At 63.1% G+C, this 16,925-nt stretch carries 13 protein-coding genes; 9 read left to right on the forward strand and 4 right to left on the reverse strand.

Annotated elements, in window-relative coordinates; genetic code table 11:
* Positions 1–214: 214 nt before the first annotated feature.
* Entirely contained in the window at positions 215–1,453 is a 1,239-nt protein-coding gene (locus tag ABD842_RS14910; RefSeq protein WP_345115545.1) for an MFS transporter, read from the forward strand.
* A gap of 152 nt (positions 1,454–1,605) precedes the next feature.
* On the opposite strand, the gene ABD842_RS14915 is transcribed toward ABD842_RS14910, so the two are convergent.
* Positions 1,606–2,172 carry a hypothetical protein gene (locus tag ABD842_RS14915; protein WP_345115548.1) on the reverse strand — a complete coding sequence of 189 codons (567 nt, stop codon included), beginning with the start codon at positions 2,170–2,172 and terminating at the stop codon, positions 1,606–1,608.
* A gap of 124 nt (positions 2,173–2,296) precedes the next feature.
* Between ABD842_RS14915 and ABD842_RS14920 the strand changes: the two genes are divergently transcribed.
* The 6 genes from ABD842_RS14920 to ABD842_RS14945 all read left to right on the forward strand — a co-directional run bounded on the left by ABD842_RS14920 (position 2,297) and on the right by ABD842_RS14945 (position 9,235).
* Positions 2,297–2,884: a hypothetical protein gene (locus ABD842_RS14920; protein WP_345115550.1), complete on the forward strand. Its 588-nt coding sequence runs from the start codon at positions 2,297–2,299 to the stop codon at positions 2,882–2,884.
* Positions 2,885–2,977: 93 nt separating this feature from the next.
* Complete coding sequence (locus ABD842_RS14925; protein ID WP_345115553.1) at positions 2,978–3,994, forward strand: MBL fold metallo-hydrolase; 1,017 nt, start codon at positions 2,978–2,980, stop codon at positions 3,992–3,994.
* A 153-nt stretch (positions 3,995–4,147) separates the two neighbouring features.
* A complete protein-coding gene (locus ABD842_RS14930) occupies positions 4,148–5,623 on the forward strand; it encodes a sodium:solute symporter (protein WP_345115555.1) in 1,476 nt (491 codons plus the stop codon).
* An 87-nt stretch (positions 5,624–5,710) separates the two neighbouring features.
* Positions 5,711–6,193, forward strand: a complete 483-nt coding sequence (locus ABD842_RS14935) for an energy transducer TonB (RefSeq protein ID WP_345115557.1) — start codon at positions 5,711–5,713, stop codon at positions 6,191–6,193.
* 111 nt (positions 6,194–6,304) lie between these two features.
* Entirely contained in the window at positions 6,305–8,140 is a 1,836-nt protein-coding gene (locus ABD842_RS14940; RefSeq protein WP_345115559.1) for an ABC transporter ATP-binding protein, read from the forward strand.
* A gap of 201 nt (positions 8,141–8,341) precedes the next feature.
* Positions 8,342–9,235, forward strand: coding sequence for a DUF2911 domain-containing protein (locus ABD842_RS14945; RefSeq protein ID WP_345115562.1), 894 nt, complete (start codon positions 8,342–8,344; stop codon positions 9,233–9,235).
* A 124-nt stretch (positions 9,236–9,359) separates the two neighbouring features.
* Here the strand turns inward: ABD842_RS14945 and ABD842_RS14950 are convergent, their stop codons facing one another.
* From ABD842_RS14950 to ABD842_RS14960, 3 genes are all read right to left on the reverse strand, one after another.
* Positions 9,360–11,084, reverse strand: a complete 1,725-nt coding sequence (locus tag ABD842_RS14950) for a sodium:solute symporter family protein (RefSeq protein WP_345115565.1) — start codon at positions 11,082–11,084, stop codon at positions 9,360–9,362.
* The gene (locus ABD842_RS14955) at positions 11,081–11,209 is read right to left on the reverse strand and encodes a hypothetical protein (protein ID WP_345115569.1); all 129 of its coding nucleotides are present in this window, start codon (positions 11,207–11,209) and stop codon (positions 11,081–11,083) included. Before ABD842_RS14955 ends, ABD842_RS14950 begins: the two co-directional genes overlap by 4 nt.
* Before the next feature lie 293 nt (positions 11,210–11,502).
* On the reverse strand, positions 11,503–14,169 hold the full coding sequence (locus ABD842_RS14960) for a PIG-L family deacetylase (RefSeq protein ID WP_345115572.1): 2,667 nt from the start codon (positions 14,167–14,169) through the stop codon (positions 11,503–11,505).
* Between the two features lie 298 nt (positions 14,170–14,467).
* Between ABD842_RS14960 and ABD842_RS14965 the strand changes: the two genes are divergently transcribed.
* Positions 14,468–14,878, forward strand: a complete 411-nt coding sequence (locus tag ABD842_RS14965; RefSeq protein ID WP_345115575.1) for a hypothetical protein — start codon at positions 14,468–14,470, stop codon at positions 14,876–14,878.
* Positions 14,879–14,944: 66 nt separating this feature from the next.
* The gene (locus tag ABD842_RS14970; protein ID WP_345115578.1) at positions 14,945–16,765 is read left to right on the forward strand and encodes a T9SS type A sorting domain-containing protein; all 1,821 of its coding nucleotides are present in this window, start codon (positions 14,945–14,947) and stop codon (positions 16,763–16,765) included.
* Positions 16,766–16,925 lie beyond the last annotated feature (160 nt).

Here is a 16,925-nt window from a genome sequence, read left to right on the forward strand (position 1 = left end):
CAGTTCCGACGCGTGGCCACGCGCTACGATAAGCTCGCCGATTCCTACGCCGCGTTTATCCAACTACGCGCCATCACCCTCTGGCTAAATTGAGAACACGCCCTAAAGTACTGGCTTGGCAGAAAATCCCCAACTCGGCACCCGTACTAATTCCCGGTCCGGCCCCCGGCCGCGTACGGCGGGCCGCCGTACGCGGCTTATCTTGCCCGCTCTTATGCCCCCCGACCGCCGCCTGCTGCTGATTTACGCCATTATCCTGCTCGACGTGGTGGTGGGCTCGGCCATTGGGCCCAGCATGCCCGAGTTTGTGCGCGGGCTGCCCCAGCCCCAGCTCTGGCTGTCGGTGGGCACGGGGCTGTTTCTGGGCGTGCAGCTGTTTTCGGCCCCGGTGCTGGGGCGGCTGTCCGACGGCTACGGGCGGCGACCCATCCTGATTCTGGCGGCCGTGGGCACCTTGCTGGCCAACCTGCTGCTGCTGCCCGTGCGCGCCGGCTTTTTGTTTGCCAACCGCCTCTCCGATGGCCTCACCAACGGCATGTACGCCACCGTCCGCTCGGCCATTACCGACATATCGCCCCGGGAGCAGCTGTTCAAGAACCTGGGCATTGAGGGCGCCATCATCTCGCTGGGCTTCGTGCTGGGCCCCATGGCCGTGGGCGTGCTGCTCACGGTGCTGGCCGTGCCCCCGGGCCGGCAGGCCCGCTACATTGTGGCCATGGCCGTGGGGCTGGCCGCCCTGAACGTAGTGCTGAGCCTGCTGCTGCGCGAAACCCACGCCCAGCGGGGCGGCGTGCGCGGGGCCGAGCTGCGGGCCGAGCTGGGCCGGGCCCTGAACGTATTCACGCTCTGGACCCGCCTGGCCACCAAGGACACGCCCCGCCGCGGCCTGCGCGCCATCGTGCTGATGCAGGTGGCCCTTACTATGAGCACGGGCTACTATTTCTACTTCGTGGCCTTCGCCAGCCTGGGGCCGCTGCACCTCGACGCCCGCCAGCTGTCGTACTACTTCATGTTCTTCGGCTCCCTGAGCATCGGCATCAACTACGTGTTCTACACCTACCTGGCCGACCGGATCAACCAGTCGAAAGCTATTTTCTGGCTGGCCCTGGCCGGCACGCCGGTGCTGGCCGGCTACGGGCTGGTGGGCGCTTCCTGGGTGGCGCTGGCCGTGCTCACGGTGGTCGACTGCCTCACCCTGTCCCTGATTCAGGGCCTGCTGGAAGGACTGCTGGCCCAGCGCACCACCGACGAGGACCGGGGCGAAATCTTCGGCCTCAACCAGGCGCTGCAGGGCCTGGCCAGCTTCGCCACCACCCTGGTATTCGGGGGCCTCTCGGTGCTGGATCTGCGGCTGCCCTTCGGCTGGTTTGCCCTGTGTCTGGCCGCCGTGGCCTGGCAGGCCCGGCGCGGCCTGCAGCCGGCCGAGCTGCCGCCCGCGCCCCTGCCCCGGTAAGCGGGCCGCCGATCTGCGCACGAGGAAAGTGGATATTTCCCATACTGCCCCTGGCTGTTGCTTTCGGTCTCCGTTCGGGTTGCGTTCGGGTTGTGTTCGGGTTGCGTTCGGGTGAGAGGCCTGCCAGGTGGCAAGGGGCCGGGTTGTACAAATCAGAGAAGCGCTTCCCGGCTGCCGGTGTGGCCGGGGTAGTCAGTGGCCGTGGCGCTGACGCGCAGGCCGGTACGGGTGGCGACGGTGGCCGTGGTGAGGTAGCACCATAGGCTCGGGGCGCTGCCGGGCTGGGCGGGGCCTTCTTCCACCACCCGGCCGTCGGGGGCCGTCAGGCGGACGTGTACGCTTTGCACGCCGTAGTTGTCGAGGGCGGTGATGTAGAGGGGCTCCCCGGGCCGGCCGGTGTAGTGGCTCAGGTCGAGGGCGGCTACGGTGGGCGGGCACCGGAAGTCGGCAATGAGCATGGTGTGCACGCTGGTGTGGGGCTTGCGCGGCAGGGCCGCGAAGCGCGCCACCATCAGCGGGTCGGCGGCCCGGCTTTGGGCGTAGCGGGTGGCCTCGCCAAACTGCTCCTCCTGCGCCAGCTGCCGGGGGCTGCGCGGCTTGGTTGATTTGGCCGGGGCCATGCTTAGGATGGTGTCGTCACCTACCTGACGAAAGACGAGCTGCTTGCCCAGCATGCCGCTCAGGCCCCGCAATAAGAGGTTGTTACGAACCTTAGCCATAGGAATGGGGGTTAGGAGTACGCTGGCTAATATACCTATAACCGCCCGCCCGCCAGGCCCGGACTTTGCCGGCGCTTTGCGTACCTTGGCCAGGCAACTCCCCGGCTCCTTTTTTCCTTAGGCTATGCTCCGAATTACCCTTGCGCTGACTTTGCTGCCCGCCCTGCTGGCCGGGGCCGCCACGGCCCAGAGCCCGACGGCGGCGGCCCCCGTAGCCCCGCCGACGCTGGGTGTTTCAACCGCCCCGCGCGCGTCCTATAACCTGAGTGTCGGCTTCGTCACGGCGGGCCGGCTCGGGTCGGCTTCCTACCTTACGCCCCTGGCCTCCTACCAGCTCACCCGGCGGTTTTCGGTGTTTGCCGGGGTCACCTACCTGCGCATTGCCCCGGGTCCGGGTCTGGGCCTGGTGACGCCCGAAGCCGGCCGCCCCCCGGGCACCCCCGGCCTGAACCGCTACATAGTGCAGGCCGGGGGCGCTTATGCCATGTCGGAGCGGGTGACGCTGGTGGGCTCGGCCTGGAAAGACCTGACCCCGGCGGCTTTCGGCCCGGCCGTGAGCCCCTACGCGGGCTTCGGCAGCCAGGGCTCGGGCGTGAATATGCGGGCCGACTTCAAGGTGTCGGAGCACATGACGCTGTCGGGCGGGGTGCGGGTTTCCAACGGCGCGGCCCCGGGCTACTCCCCCTTCTCTACCGGTCCGTTCGGATATTAAGCGTTCTGTTTCGTCAGCTCCAGCACCAGGCCCCGGGAGTTTTCCGGGGCTTTGCGGTTTCTTTGCCTTTCCTTTCTCCCGACTCCCGACTGCATGGCCGCCTCCTTTACCTACCACCGCAACGAGCAGCTGCCCACCGTGAAAGCCGGCTACCCGGGCAACAAGCTCTTCGGCCGCCAGTTTGCCAACGGCGAGGCGCTCTACAACCCCGACTTTAGCAATGTACTCCGCTGGAAGCTGCTGACTGAGAACCCCCAGAAAGCCGAGAAGAAGGCCGATACCTGGGTGCCGGCCGTCGTGGACTGCACCGCCTTTCTGCGCGGTACCCAGGATGGCCTGGTCTGGCTGGGCCACGCCTCGTTCGGGCTGCGCACGGGCGGCGTCACGCTGCTCTTCGACCCGGTGCTGTTCGACTCCGCGTTTCTGAAGCGCCGCCACCCCCTGCCCTGCCGGCCCGAGGATCTCGCCGGCATCGACTTTCTGCTGCTCAGCCACGGCCACCGCGACCATCTCGACGAGCAGAGCGTGAAGCTGCTGGCCCGGCAGAACCCGCAGCTGCGCGTACTCACCGCCCTGGGCATGGCGCCGGTGCTGCGCGGCATGGCCCCGACCCTGGCCGTGCAGGAAGCCGGCTGGTGGCAGCAGTACGACCTGGGCCCCGACGCTGCCCTGGACATCTACTACCTGCCCGCCTCCCACTGGCACCGCCGCGGCCTCGCCGATATGAACCGGGTGCTCTGGGGCAGCTTTCTGATCCGGGCCCAGGACAAGCTCATCTACTTCGGCGCCGACTCGGCCTACGATACCCACTTCGAGGCTATTGAGAAGCAGTTCGGACCCATCGACGTTGCCCTGCTGGGCATCGGGGCCTACAAGCCGACCTTTATGATGCAGCACAGCCATACCAACCCCCACGAGGCGGCCAAGGCGGCCAACGTGCTGCGCGCCGGCCACGTGGTGCCCATGCACTACGGCACCTTCGACCTGAGCGACGAGCCCGCCTCCGAGCCCCTGCGCACCCTGCACGACATTGCCGTCGGCGGCATGTTGCGCGGCGAGCTGCACGCCCCGGCCGTGGGGCAGGTACTGCCCTGGCCGGAGTGGGAGTAGATTGGTTTTCGGTCATTCGTTTTTGGTTTTTGGCAAACCGACGACGGACTCCTCGTGGCAACTGGTTGTCGGCTAAGTGGTAGCTTTGGACCATAAAGCATATTCTGCTCGGTTGCTGGCCAAGAACCAAAAACCAAAACCCAAGAACCCAGCATGTCCCCGACCCTGATTCTGAGCCTGATTGCCGGCTACTTCGTCATCCTGATCATCATTGCCCTGCTCACCTCGCGCAAGGCCACGAGTGAGAGCTTCTTCGTGGCCAACCGCAACGCGCCCTGGTACATGGTGGCCTTTGCCATGATCGGCACCTCCCTGTCGGGCGTCACGTTCATCTCGGTGCCGGGCATGGTGGCCTCCCAGAGCTGGAGCTACATGGCCGTGGTGGCGGGCTACGTGGTGGGCTACCTCGTTATCGGCACCGTGCTGATGCCCATGTACTACCGGCTGCGGCTGGTGAGCATCTACACCTACCTCGAGCAGCGGTTCGGGTTCTGGAGCTACAAGACCGGGGCGTTCTTCTTTCTGCTGTCGAGGGCCATCGGGGCTTCCTTCCGCCTGTTTCTGGTGGCGGGCGTGCTGCAGCTGGCCGTGTTCGATGCCATGGGCGTGCCGTTTTCCCTCACCGTCACGGTCAGCATCCTGCTCATCTACCTCTACACCTTCCGCGGCGGCCTCAAAACCATTCTCTGGACCGACGCTTTTCAGACCATGGCCATGCTCGTGTGCGTGGGCGTGAGCATCTACCTGATTTCCTCCGAGCTCAACCTGGGCTTCCGCGAAATGGTGGCCACGGTGAAGAACTCGGAGATGTCGCGCATCTACTTCTCCGACCTCAAGGATGACAAGTTCTTCTGGAAGCAGTTCGCCTCCGGCGCCTTCATCACCATCGTCATGACCGGGCTCGACCAGGACCTGATGCAGAAGAACCTGAGCTGCCGCAACCTGGGCGACGCGCAGAAGAACATGTTCTGGTTTACCATCGTGCTGGTGTTCGTCAACATCTTCTTCCTCACCCTGGGCGTGCTGCTCTATAAGTTTGCCGCCGCCAAGGGCATTGCCCTGCCCGTGGGCCCCACCGGCAAGGTTATCGGCGACAACGTGTTTCCGCTGCTGGCCACTGGGCACTTCACGCTCTTTGCCGGCGTGGTGTTCATCCTGGGCATCATCGCCGTCACCTACGCCTCCGCCGACTCGGCCCTGACGGCCCTGACCACCTCTTTCTGCGTCGACTTCCTGCTCATCGGCCGGTTTCCCGAAAAGCGCCAGGCCACGCTGCGCAAGCTCACCCACTTCGGCTTCTCGCTGGTGCTGATTGTCATTATCCTGATCTTCAAGGCCATCAACGACCAGAGCGTGATTACGGCCGTCTTCAAGGCCGCCGGCTACACCTACGGGCCGCTGCTGGGGCTCTACTCGTTCGGGCTGTTTCTCAAGCGCGGCGTGCACGACCGGCTCGTGCCCTACGTGTGCGTGGCCGCCCCGCTGCTGACCTACTTCATCAACGTCAACTCCAAGGCGTGGTGGGGCTACGAGTTCGGCTTCGAGATTCTGATTCTCAACGGCGTGCTCACCTTTATCGGACTGCTGGCTGTTTCGCGGGCCCGCAACTTCGAATTGAACCCTGCCTAGCCCAGGCTGTTAAGACAAAGGCGGCAGGCGCGGGTTTCCAGTGCGTACCTTTGCGCGTTCGTAAGTGCCGCCGTTTTCCCTTTGCCCGTGAAACATCTGTTCCTCCTCTTATCGGCCCTGGGCCTGACCCTCGGCGCGCAGGCCCAGCAGCCGGCCCCGGCCAGGGCGCCCGTCGTGCTCCGGCCCGGCCGCATGCAGGCCCAGGCCCGCCCCGCCCCCAACCGCCCCGACGTGCCGCCGCAGTTTGTTGGCGGGGCCGCGGCCCTGGGCGCGTTTTTTCAGCTGCACATAAAGTATCCGGAGGTTGCGCGCATCAATAAAGTGACGGGCAACGTGCTGACCCGGTTCACCATCGAAGCCGACGGCCGGGTGAGCGGCCCGCAGGTCACCCAGAGCCTCAGTCCCGAGTGCGACGCGGAAGCCCTGCGCGTGCTGGGCCTGATGCCGGCCTGGAAGCCCGCCACCCGCAAGGGCCAGCCCGTCGCCATTCAGGTGCAGCTGCCCGTGCCCTTCGGCAACAGCACCAACCTGCAGGTTGAGAAATCGAAGACGAAAGTGAAGTTTGAATAATGGAGAAGCCAGGATTCAGGAGCTAGGAGTTAGCAGCAATTAAGGGTAAAGCCCTAGCCTGCGCCGGACTACTAACTCCTGACTTCTAGCTTCCAACTCCTCAAAAAAAGAATGGCCAGAAGTGGAATGAATACCAGCGGCGCGACCCTTGATCCGGACGTGCCCAAGAAAAAGCTGACCAAGGAAAGCTTCCGCCAGGGCCTGCGGATTTTCCGCTACGTGCTGCCGTATCGGGCCAAGTTCATTGTGGGCATGGTGCTGCTGGCGCTGTCCAGCGCCACGGTCATGGCCTTCCCCTGGATAATCGGCAAGCTCACCGACGCCGCCAACGGCAAGCCCTTCGTGCTGCCGAACGGCATACCCTTCACCATCAACCAGATTGCCCTCAGCCTGGTAGTAGTTATCCTGTTTCAGGGTTTGTTCTCGTTCGGCCGCATCTGGTTTTTCACCCAGGTCAGCGAGTTTACCGTGCGCGACATCCGCCAGGCCCTCTACGCCAAGTTCGTCAGCCTGCCGATTCCTTACTTCGAGAAAAACCGCGTCGGCGCCATCACCTCCCGCATCACTTCCGATGTGGGCATGATTCAGGACTCTTTTTCCCTTACCCTGGCCGAAGTGTTCCGGCAGGTGGTGACGCTGGTGGTGGGCATCGTGTTCATCATGATGGTGTCGGTGAAGCTGTCGTTGTTTATGCTGCTCACGTTTCCGCCCATCGTGGTGCTGGCCTTGGTGTTTGGGCGCAAGATCCGGGTGCTGGCCAAGGCTACCCAGGATGAGTTGGCCAAAACCAACGTCATCGTGGAGGAAACCCTGCAGGGCATCCACACGGTAAAGGCGTTCACCAACGAGCTGTTCGAAACCCGGCGCTACACGGCCTCGCTTACCAAAACCGTCCAGGCGGCCCTGCGCAGCAACCTGTACCGCGGCGGCTTCGTGTCGTTCGTCATCATCGGCCTGTTCGGCGGCATTATCCTGGTGCTGTGGCGGGCCGCCACGCTGGTTTCGGCCGGGCAGATGACCATCGGCGACCTGACTTCCTTTGCCCTCTACACCATCTTTATCGGCGCGTCGGTGGGCGGCCTGGGCGAGCTGTATGGTCGGGTGCAGAGCACGCTGGGCGCCTCGGAGCGCATCCTCGAAATCCTGGATGAGCCCTCCGAGCCCACCCATCAGCCCCGCCTGGCCGGCCTGGCCCCGCTCACCGTGCGCGGCGACATCGACTACCGCCACGTGGCCTTCAGCTACCCCACCCGCCCCGATCTGCCGGTGCTCCAGGATATCAGCTTCGACATTCAGGCCGGCGAGAAGATTGCGCTGGTGGGCCCCTCGGGCGCGGGCAAAAGCACCATCGTGCAGCTGCTGATGCAGTTCTACGAGCTGACCAGCGGCAAAATCCTCATCGACGGCCGCGACGTGCAACAGTTCGACCTCACCGAGCTGCGCAGCCACATCGGCATCGTGCCCCAGGAAACCCTGCTCTTCGGCGGCTCCATCCGCGAGAACATTGCCTATGGCAAGACCGACGCCACCGACGAGGAAATCATAACGGCCGCCCGCAAGGCCAACGCCTGGCAGTTTATCTCCACCTTCCCCGAGGGGCTCGATACGCTGGTCGGCGAGCGGGGCATCAAGCTTTCGGGCGGGCAGCGGCAGCGCGTGGCCATTGCCCGGGCCATCCTGAAAAACCCCGCCATCCTCATCCTCGACGAAGCCACCTCCGCCCTCGACTCGGAGAGCGAGAAGCTGGTGCAGGGCGCCATGGACGAGCTGATGCAGAACCGCACCAGTATCATCATCGCCCACCGCCTGAGCACCATCCGCAAAGTCGACAAGATCCTGGTTATCGACGGCGGCCGCATCGTGGAGCAGGGCACCCACGACGAGCTGAGCAACAGTGAAAACGGTATTTACGCCAAGCTGCTCAAGCTGCAGTTTGAGCTGAGCTAGCAGAACGTCCTGCCGGGCAGTCCCGCAGTATCTCAACGGCTGATGCCTGATTGGTAATCTAGCGCGAAGCGGAAACGATGCTGCGGCCCGCTCAACAGGACGTGCTGATTTTCGTCGTCGCTATTAATTCCGGCCAAATCCCGCGCCCCAACGCGGGGTTTGCTATTTTTACCCCGACCAACCTCATCCATTCCCTTTCCCATGACAACGAACATTCTGCTGACGTCTTCCCGCGCCCTGGGCGCTACGCTGGCCCTGAGCGGCCTGCTGCTGGCTTCCGGCGCCCAGGCGCAGATCAACACGCCCCAGCCCAGCCCCAAAAGCACCGTCACCCAGCGCGTCGGCCTCACCGACGTGACCATTACCTACTACCGCCCCAGCATGAAGGGCCGGCCGGTGTTTGGCGACAAAACGCTGGTGCAGTACGGCAAGCGGTGGCGCACGGGCGCCAACGCCACGACCACCATCAAGTTCTCCGACGACGTAACCCTGGAGGGCAAGAAAGTGCCGGCCGGCGAATACGGCCTCTACACCATCCCCAACAAGACCGAGTGGCTGGTGGTGCTGAATAAAAGCACCAAGCAGGGCGCCGACGTAGACGGCTTCAAAGACGACCAGGACGTGGTCCGCTTCTCGGCTAAAACCTACAAGCTGGGCAACAAGGCCGAGACGTTCACCATCGGCTTCTCCGATCTGACCCCGGCCACCGCCAACGTGGATATGATGTGGGAGCTGACGGGGGCCAAGTTCAAAATCGGCACCGAGGTTGATGCGAAAGTAATGGCCCAGATCGACGAGAAAGTAATCAAGGGCACCGCCGCTACGCCCAACGAGTACGCCGCCGCCGCCGTGTACTACCTCGACAACGACAAGGACCTGAAGCAGGCTCTGACCTGGATTCAGAAGGCCAACGAGAAGGACGCCAAGTTTTGGAACGTGCACACGGAAGCCAAAATCCGCATGAAGATGAAGGACTACAAAGGCGCTACGGCCTCGGCCGAGCAGTCGCGCAAGCTGGCCCTGGAAGGCAAAAATGCCGACTACGTGAAGATGAACGAGGACCTGATGATGGACGCCAAGAAGCTGACCAAGTAGTCTGCTGAAACGTGCATAGCTGCCTGCAGCAAAAAGCCCCGGCGTCAGCACGACGCCGGGGCTTTTTGCTGCACCTCCGTTTACCGCACTGCCCGCCGGGCCGGGCGAGGCCGGCAGCTTTTAGCTACCGACTTTCCTCGCTGCTCAGGACGGCCTGCTCCGGGCCGGACCCCGACAGGAGGCGGGCAATGCCCATGACCAGGAAGCAGCCCAGGATATTGTACCAGAGGTAGGCAATATCGGTGAAGGCGAACAGGGCGAAGATGATGGCCTGGGTGATGATGGCGGCGCGGAACACGGCCTTACTGCCGATGCTCTTCAGGAAAAAGGCCACCACGAAGATGCCCAGGATAGTGCCGTAGAACAGGGAGCCCAGGATGTTGACGGCCTGAATCAGGTTTTCGAGGCGGGCGGCGAAGGTGGCGAAGCCGATGCCCAGCAGCCCCCAGCCAATGGCCGCCAGCCGGGAGGCGCGCACGTAGTGCAGGCCGGACTGGTGGGGGCGCCGGGGCTGATACAGGTCGATGATGGTGGTGCTGGCCAGGGCGTTGAGGCCGGCCGCCGCCGAGCCCATGGCCGCACTCAGCACCACGGCAATGAGCAGCCCGACCAGGCCCGAGGGCATGTAGCGCAGCACGAAGGAGAGAAAGACGTAGTCGGTGTCCTTGGCTTCGGTGGCGGGGGAAGCCTGGCGGAGCAGGGTCTGGGCGTCGGTGTGCAGGCCGCGGGTGGCGGCCTGGGTGGCTTGCAGGCGGGTTTGGGCCGCCGCTACCCCGGCGGTGGCGGCGGCGCCGGCGGGCTCGCGCAGGGCGGCCACGAGCTGCTGGTTGGCGGCGCGCTGGGCCTCAAACAAAGTCGCCTGCTGCTGCTCCAGGGCGCGCAGGCGGGGTCCGAATTCGGCGCTGCGGGCCACCCGCTGGTAGGCGGGGCGGTTGAAGGTGAGCGGGGGCTGGTTGAACTGGTAGAACACGAACAGCAGCACCCCGATGAGCAGGATACCGAACTGCATGGGCACCTTGATCAGGCCGTTCATGAGCAAGCCCAGCCGGCTTTCGGTGACGCTCTGGCCACCCAGGTAGCGCTGCACCTGGCTTTGGTCGGTGCCGAAGTACGAGAGGGCCAGAAACAGGCCGCCGGTCAGGCCGGTCCACACGTTGTAGCGGTCCTGGGGGTCGAAGTGGAAGTCGACCAGGTTCATCTTGCCGTGGTAGCCGGCCACCTGCACGGCTTCGCGGAAGCCGATGTTGGCGGGCAGGTAGTGCACCAGCAGGTAGCCGGCCGTGACCATCCCGACGAAGATAACGGCCACCTGCCACTGCTGGGTGACGGCCACGGCGCGGGTGCCGCCGGCCACGGTGTAGCTGATCATCAGCCCGCCGATCAGCCAGACGGTGAGGTTGATGTTCCAGCCCAGAATGGCCGACAGCACCAGCGCCGGGGCGTAAAGCGAAAGTCCGTTGCTCAGCCCCCGCTGCACGAGGAACAGCACCGAGGCCAGGGTGCGGGTGCGCCGGTCGAAACGGGTTTCGAGGTACTCGTAGGCGGTAAAGACGCGCAGGCGGTGGTAGATGGGCACAGCTACGGCGGCAATCAGCACCATGGCCAGGGGCAGGCCGAAGTAGAACTGAATGAAGCGCATGCCGTCGTCGTAGGCCTGGCCGGGGGTGCTCAGAAAGGTGATGGCCGAGGCCTGGGTGGCAATGATGCTCAGCCCGATGCCCCACCAGCGCCCCTGGCGGTTGCCGAGCAGGTAGGAGTCCAGGTCGCGGCTGCCGCGGGTGCGCCAGGTGCCGTAGCCGACGATAAAGATGAGCGTGCCGGCCAGCACGAGCCAGTCGAGCCCGCTCACGCGAAGTAGCGCGTCAGCAGGGTGAAGAAAACCAGCTCGGCGGCCAGGGCGGCCAGCACCAGCGCGTACCAGGCCCGCCAGGACGGCAGCAGCGGGGGCTTTTCAGTTTCGGGAGGAGTGGGCACGGGCAGAGCTAGCAGAAAGCGGATGGGAGCAGCAAGATAGTTTCAATCGGGGGAAAGGCGCTATCCGCTGGGGGAGGCGGCTAACCGGTGGGAAAAGGCCGCGGCCTGCGGTCAGGAAGCGGGTAATGAATGGCAGCTACTACGACGGGACAGATACTAGCAATAGAACGTCATGTTGAGCCAAGCCGAAGCATCCCGCGTGGGGTCGTCAGCTTAGTACTCCGCCGTCAGCACGCGAGATGCTTCGACTTCGCTCGGAATGACGGTCTGATTTTCGATTTTCTGCGCTACTCCTACTTGCCCAACGACACCATGTTGGTCAGCAGGCGGTAGGCGCCGGGCACACCGGCGGGCAGCTCGCGGAAGAAGCTCAGGCCGGTGTAGATGTAGTGGCCCTTGCCGTAGTCGGCCACCAGGATGGCGCTTTCCTTGGGCTTCTCGCCGGGGTCCTGGCTGCTGATAATGGTCTGATACCTGGGGTCCCAGGTGCTGGGGTAGTAGAGGCCCTGCTCCTGCTGCCAGCCCTCAAAATCCTGGGCCGTGATTTTGTTGGGCGTGTTCAGCAGCGGGTGCCCGGGCTTGAGAAAGGTCACGGGCGCGTTTTCCACCGTCACCCGGTCGGTGCTCAGCTTGAGCGGGTACGGCCCGATTTCGGGCAGCACGGTGCCGCGGCTCACGGTGTACTGCACAATCAGGTTGCCGCCGTTTTCGACGTACTGGAGCAGGTCGGGCTGCAGGGTTTTGAGCCGGTCGAGGGTGTTGTAGGCCCGGATGCCGAGCACCACGGCGTCGAAGCGGCGCAGGTTGTCGGCGCTGATATCCTCGGGCTTGAGCAGCGTGACGGCGTAGCCGAGCTGGCGCAGGGCGTCGGGCACGTCGTCGCCGGCGCCCATCAGGTAGCCGATCTGCTGGCCCTTGCGCTTCAAATCCAGCTTCACCAGCGGGGCTACGGCCTCGGGAAACAGCGTCTGGGTCGGAATGTGGTTGTACTGGATTACCTGGTAGCCGCGGGAGTACGCCTGGCCGTCGACGGTGGCGGTGGCGCGCAAATCGGCTTTACCAGCCGCCGCGTTGGGGCCGGGGCGCACGCGGAACTGCACGGTCTGCTCAGCGTCCTTGGCGGCCATGTCAAACGGAATGGCGGCGGGCTCGGCCAGCCAGCCCGCGGGCAGAACCAGGACTACGGAGCCCTTCACCCCGGCCTTGCCGGCCCGCAGCGTGACGGGGACGGTCTTGGGCTGGTTGTCGGCGAAGACGTAGGCATGACCGCCGATATTCACGGCCACGGGCGGCACCACCGTGAGCGGGCGGTACTTCTCCCCTTCTACCGGGTCGGTGCTTTTATATTGGACGGGAACCGTAACCTGCAAAAACTCTCTCCCGATCAGGAAATGAAAATGAATGTCGGCCACCGGAGGATTTTCAGGATGGCCAACCAATTTCTGCTCGTCAAACATCATTCGGCTTTTCTTCAGGTCAGCCTGAGCATAATAATCCTTGTAGCCTGTGCGCCGTCCGTCAACTCCCAATGCACTACCGATAAGCTTACTGTGCTTCAATCCTCCTTGAAAGAGCGTATACTCCTTCGGAATCGAGTACATTCCTACTGAACCTTGGCTAATAAGCCAGTACGGCTGGGAGTTTTTCATTCCGTCCACAGGAGTAATGCGCATTTTCCCTGTCAGCACCTTTCCCTGCGCCAGCATCCGGTTAGTTATCGTATCAGTGGTAGCGTAGTCCGCCGGCCAAATACCCCGGAGCGTAACCTGGGCATCAGAGGAGTTCATGACTTGCCAGTTAATTTCTATTTGCTGTCCGGTAGTAGCAGTAGGCTCCACAGCTACGGCCTCGACATACAAGCCCAAGCAAGCTTGTATAAGGGCATCTATTTCCTGCTCTTTTTGACGCAGCCAAAAGAGTTTGTGATAGGTATAATTCAGGTTACTAGGCAGACTACCGAATTCATTCTTGACAGCCACTAACCCCGCCACGCTCGCGCTCGGGTTGCTCGCGTCATACTTCCGAATCACCTCCTCGATCAGCTTGCCCACGGCCGCGCCACCGGGCACCCGGTTCCAGGTCTGGTCCACGCCTTCGAACAGGTCTTTGGTGGCCTTATCCCCTTTCACAAACTGGAAATACTCCAGCGCCTCACCCCGGGTAGCGGCCGAGCCGAAACCCTGGCTTTTGTGCTGGGAGCGGCTGCGGGCGGCTATTTCACCGTACGACTGCCCCAGCAGCGGGTTGTAGCCACCGGCGTCGAGCGTAAGGTAGCCGCTCATGTTTTCGCCGGCCTTCACGAAGAAGGAGCCGGTGTTCCAGACCAGGCGCTTCGGGCTCCAGGGCTGCACGTACTGCAGCTGCTCGGGAAACCGTTTCGGGTCGCCGGCGGCGTCAAAGGCTTCGGCGGCCAGGATGGCGGAGGCGGTGTGGTGGCCGTGGCCGGCGCGGGCGTCGGGTGGGAAGCGGGTGATGAGCACGTCGGGCCGGCGCTGCCGGATCACCCAGACCATGTCGGCCAGCACCTGCTCCTTGTCCCAGATGGTGAAGGTTTCCTCGGCGGTTTTGCTGAAGCCGAAGTCGTTGGCGCGGGTGAAGAACTGCCGGCCGCCGTCGATGCGACGGGCCGCCAGCAGCTCCTGGGTGCGGATAACGCCGAGCTGCTCGCGCAATTCGGGGCCGATGAGGTTCTGGCCGCCATCGCCGCGGGTGCAGCTCAGGTAGCCGGTTTCGAGCAGGCGGCCGTTGGCGAGGTAGGCAATCAGGCGGGTGTTTTCGTCGTCGGGGTGGGCGGCCAGGTAGAGCACCGAGCCCAGCACGTTGAGCTTTTTCAGGCCCAGCAGGATTTCGGAGGAGGTATAGGTTTTGGGCGCCTGGGCCCGGGCTGCGCCGACCAGGAAAGAAGAATCAGCAAGGAGCAGCAGGGCCAGCAGAGCGGCGCGGAAACGGTGGAAGGGCATTCAGCTAAATAGATGAAATGGCGGGCAAGAGCGCAAAGATACTGGCCTCTGCCGGAGGGAACAGCTAAACCGGCTGTGTGGCTGGCAATGTCGGCAGAGCCAGCCACTCATGGGAGCTAAAGTCAGTGACGTCATTCACAAAGCACAAGGATAACAGGTCCCAGGTGTAGATGTGCAATGTATAATAAAATAAATTTAATCCTATTTTATAGTATACAAGATCAATTTACATGATTATTATATAACTATTTAAATTTATTATATTGCTTTTACCTTAACAGCCTAAGCAACATTCATCATGAAGACTCCTGCCTATTTCCTGCCCTGCTTCATGTTCGTCTGCGCGTTCCTGCTACATGCAGCGCCCTGCCGGGCCCAGTACCAGACCCCGGTACAAGATGGCGTAATCGGTCCCAACGAGTACGGTACCCTCCAGAACCAGGCAGCCAACAATTTCGTCTGGTACATGACCTGGGACGCCAACTACCTGTACGTAGCCGTAACGGGCAATAAGCTTACGCTCCCCGCCGCGCTGTTTTTTGATACCGACCCCACCCTGCCCACCAACACCGGGGCGGGCACCCTGAGCAGCATCGTCTACAGCGACGGCAACCAGCAGGCCAGTATTGCGCCCCCCTTCCGAGCCGACCGCGCTTTTTTCATCGACAACGGCAAGTTGAGCTACTACACCGTCAGCGCCGGCGTCTAGACGAGCCCAACTACCATTCTGGCCTCACCCCAAACCCCGGTCGGGAATCCGGCCATTGCCGACCTGGTGACCAAAACCGTAGGCAACGTCAGCGTGCGGGAGTTACGGATTGCCCGCACAGCGCTGAATCTATCCGCCACCGCCCCCTTCAACTGGCTGGGCTACGTTATCTACTCTCCCTCCGGCAACCTGAAGGAGAAAGATGGCAGTGTCCCCGTCCTCAATGAGGGCGGCTACCTGGGCGCTTCCACGGCCGACCGGTACGCAGCCTACTACTATACCGTTTCCGGTTCGGGCGACGGGGTCAATGCGACCAAGCCCTTCAGCCAGACCAGCTTTATGGCTCCCAGCAGTACGCTGCCCACCAGCCTAGATCTGGCCGCTTTTACCACCTTCGATTTTGCGCTGAACTCACCCAATGTGACCGTGCGCAGCGTCGGCAACTGGCTGATCAACGGAACCATGATGATCCATGACGGCACCGTGGATATAGGCGCCACTGGGGGCAACGTAACGGTGAAGCGTAACTTTATGGTGGGCAGCACCGGCACCTTCAAACACTCGACCGGCAGCTCCAACCTGACGGTTAGCGGTGATTTCAACGTAGCCGGCACGTTTCTGCCCGGCACGGCGCGCGTCACGCTGGACGGCATCGGCCCCCAGCAGCTGGCCAGCGGCACGTACTACGACCTGTTTATCCCCGGCACCGGCACGAAGACCATGACGGGCGACATCACCGTGCTGTCGTCGCTGAATCTGACCGGCGGCCTGCTCGAAACCGGCCCCGGCAAAGTAATACTGACGCCGGACCCCAACGTAACGAGCAATAATGTGCTGCGCGAAACCGGCACCGGCTACGTGCGCGGCACGGTAGAAGCAGCCGGCAACGTGACGGGGCCGAACAACTACCACTTCAGCGGCATCGGCCTGATACTGACGCCCAAAGTAAACTCCCAGCCCCTGGGCGCAACGGTCGTTACGCGCCTGACGGGCGGCTACAAAACCGGCGCTGCTTTCGGCCTGGGCAACAACCAACTGAGTCAGAGCATCCTGCGGCAGTTCTTGGTGCAGCCCACTGTCAGCACCGGGCTCGACTACAAGATCATCTTTGCCTACCACGACACGGCCCCTAGCGAGCTTAGCTACTCCTACGTGGACAACAGCATCCCGAAAACCTACGTCATTGACGAGAACACCCTGGAGATGTTTCGCACCACCGACCCCAACAGCGGCACCTGGCAGAATCTGCATGCCACCACCCGCGACGCGGCGCTGAATACTGTTACCGTAACGGGAATAACCGAATTTACCAACGGCAACTTCTTTACCCTAGCCGACCAGAGCCGCCCGCTGCCCGTCACGCTGACCAAGTTTGCACTCAAGGCGCTACCGACCGGTGTGCAGGTGAACTGGGCCACGGCCTCAGAGCCGCTCAGCCAGGGCTTTGCCGTAGAGCGCCGCAGCAGCGCCACCAACATCTGGCAGGAGCTGAAATTTGTACTCAGCAAGGGTTCCAGCACCCAGGGCGCCATCTACTCCTACGTAGACGCCTCGGCGACGCCTGGCATCTGGTACTACCGCCTGCGCCAGCGCGATACCGACGGCACCGAAACCACGTTGCCCGCCTCCGCCATTAAGGTCAGTGAAGCTGCCGGAGGTCTGGCCCTGCTGGCCCGGCCCGTACCAGCCCACGAACAGCTTACCGTTGAGGGCCTGATCCCCGGCCAGCCGCTGGTGGTGATCGATGCTGTGGGCCGGCCGGTGCTAGAGTACATCCCCGAAACGGCTTCGGCTACCTTAAACGTGGCCGGTCTGCCACCGGGCTTGTACACCGCACGCACGCTGAACGGCACCAAGGCGCTTTCCCTGCGCTTCATCAAGGAGTGAAGCAGCAGACGCACCACTGCTTTGCCGAATATTAAGGGGGGCTAGGTAGCGGCAGAGTTCATAGCCCCGGGAACATATAGCGGGCTGCGGCTCGTTGGCGGAAAACAAACCGGCGGCTGGGGCAACGGTTTCGGCTCGTTGCCGTCTGTGCCTTACCTTC

The sequence above is a fragment of the Hymenobacter algoricola genome, from assembly GCF_039539525.1.
Taxonomy (GTDB): Bacteria; Bacteroidota; Bacteroidia; order Cytophagales; family Hymenobacteraceae; genus Hymenobacter; species Hymenobacter algoricola.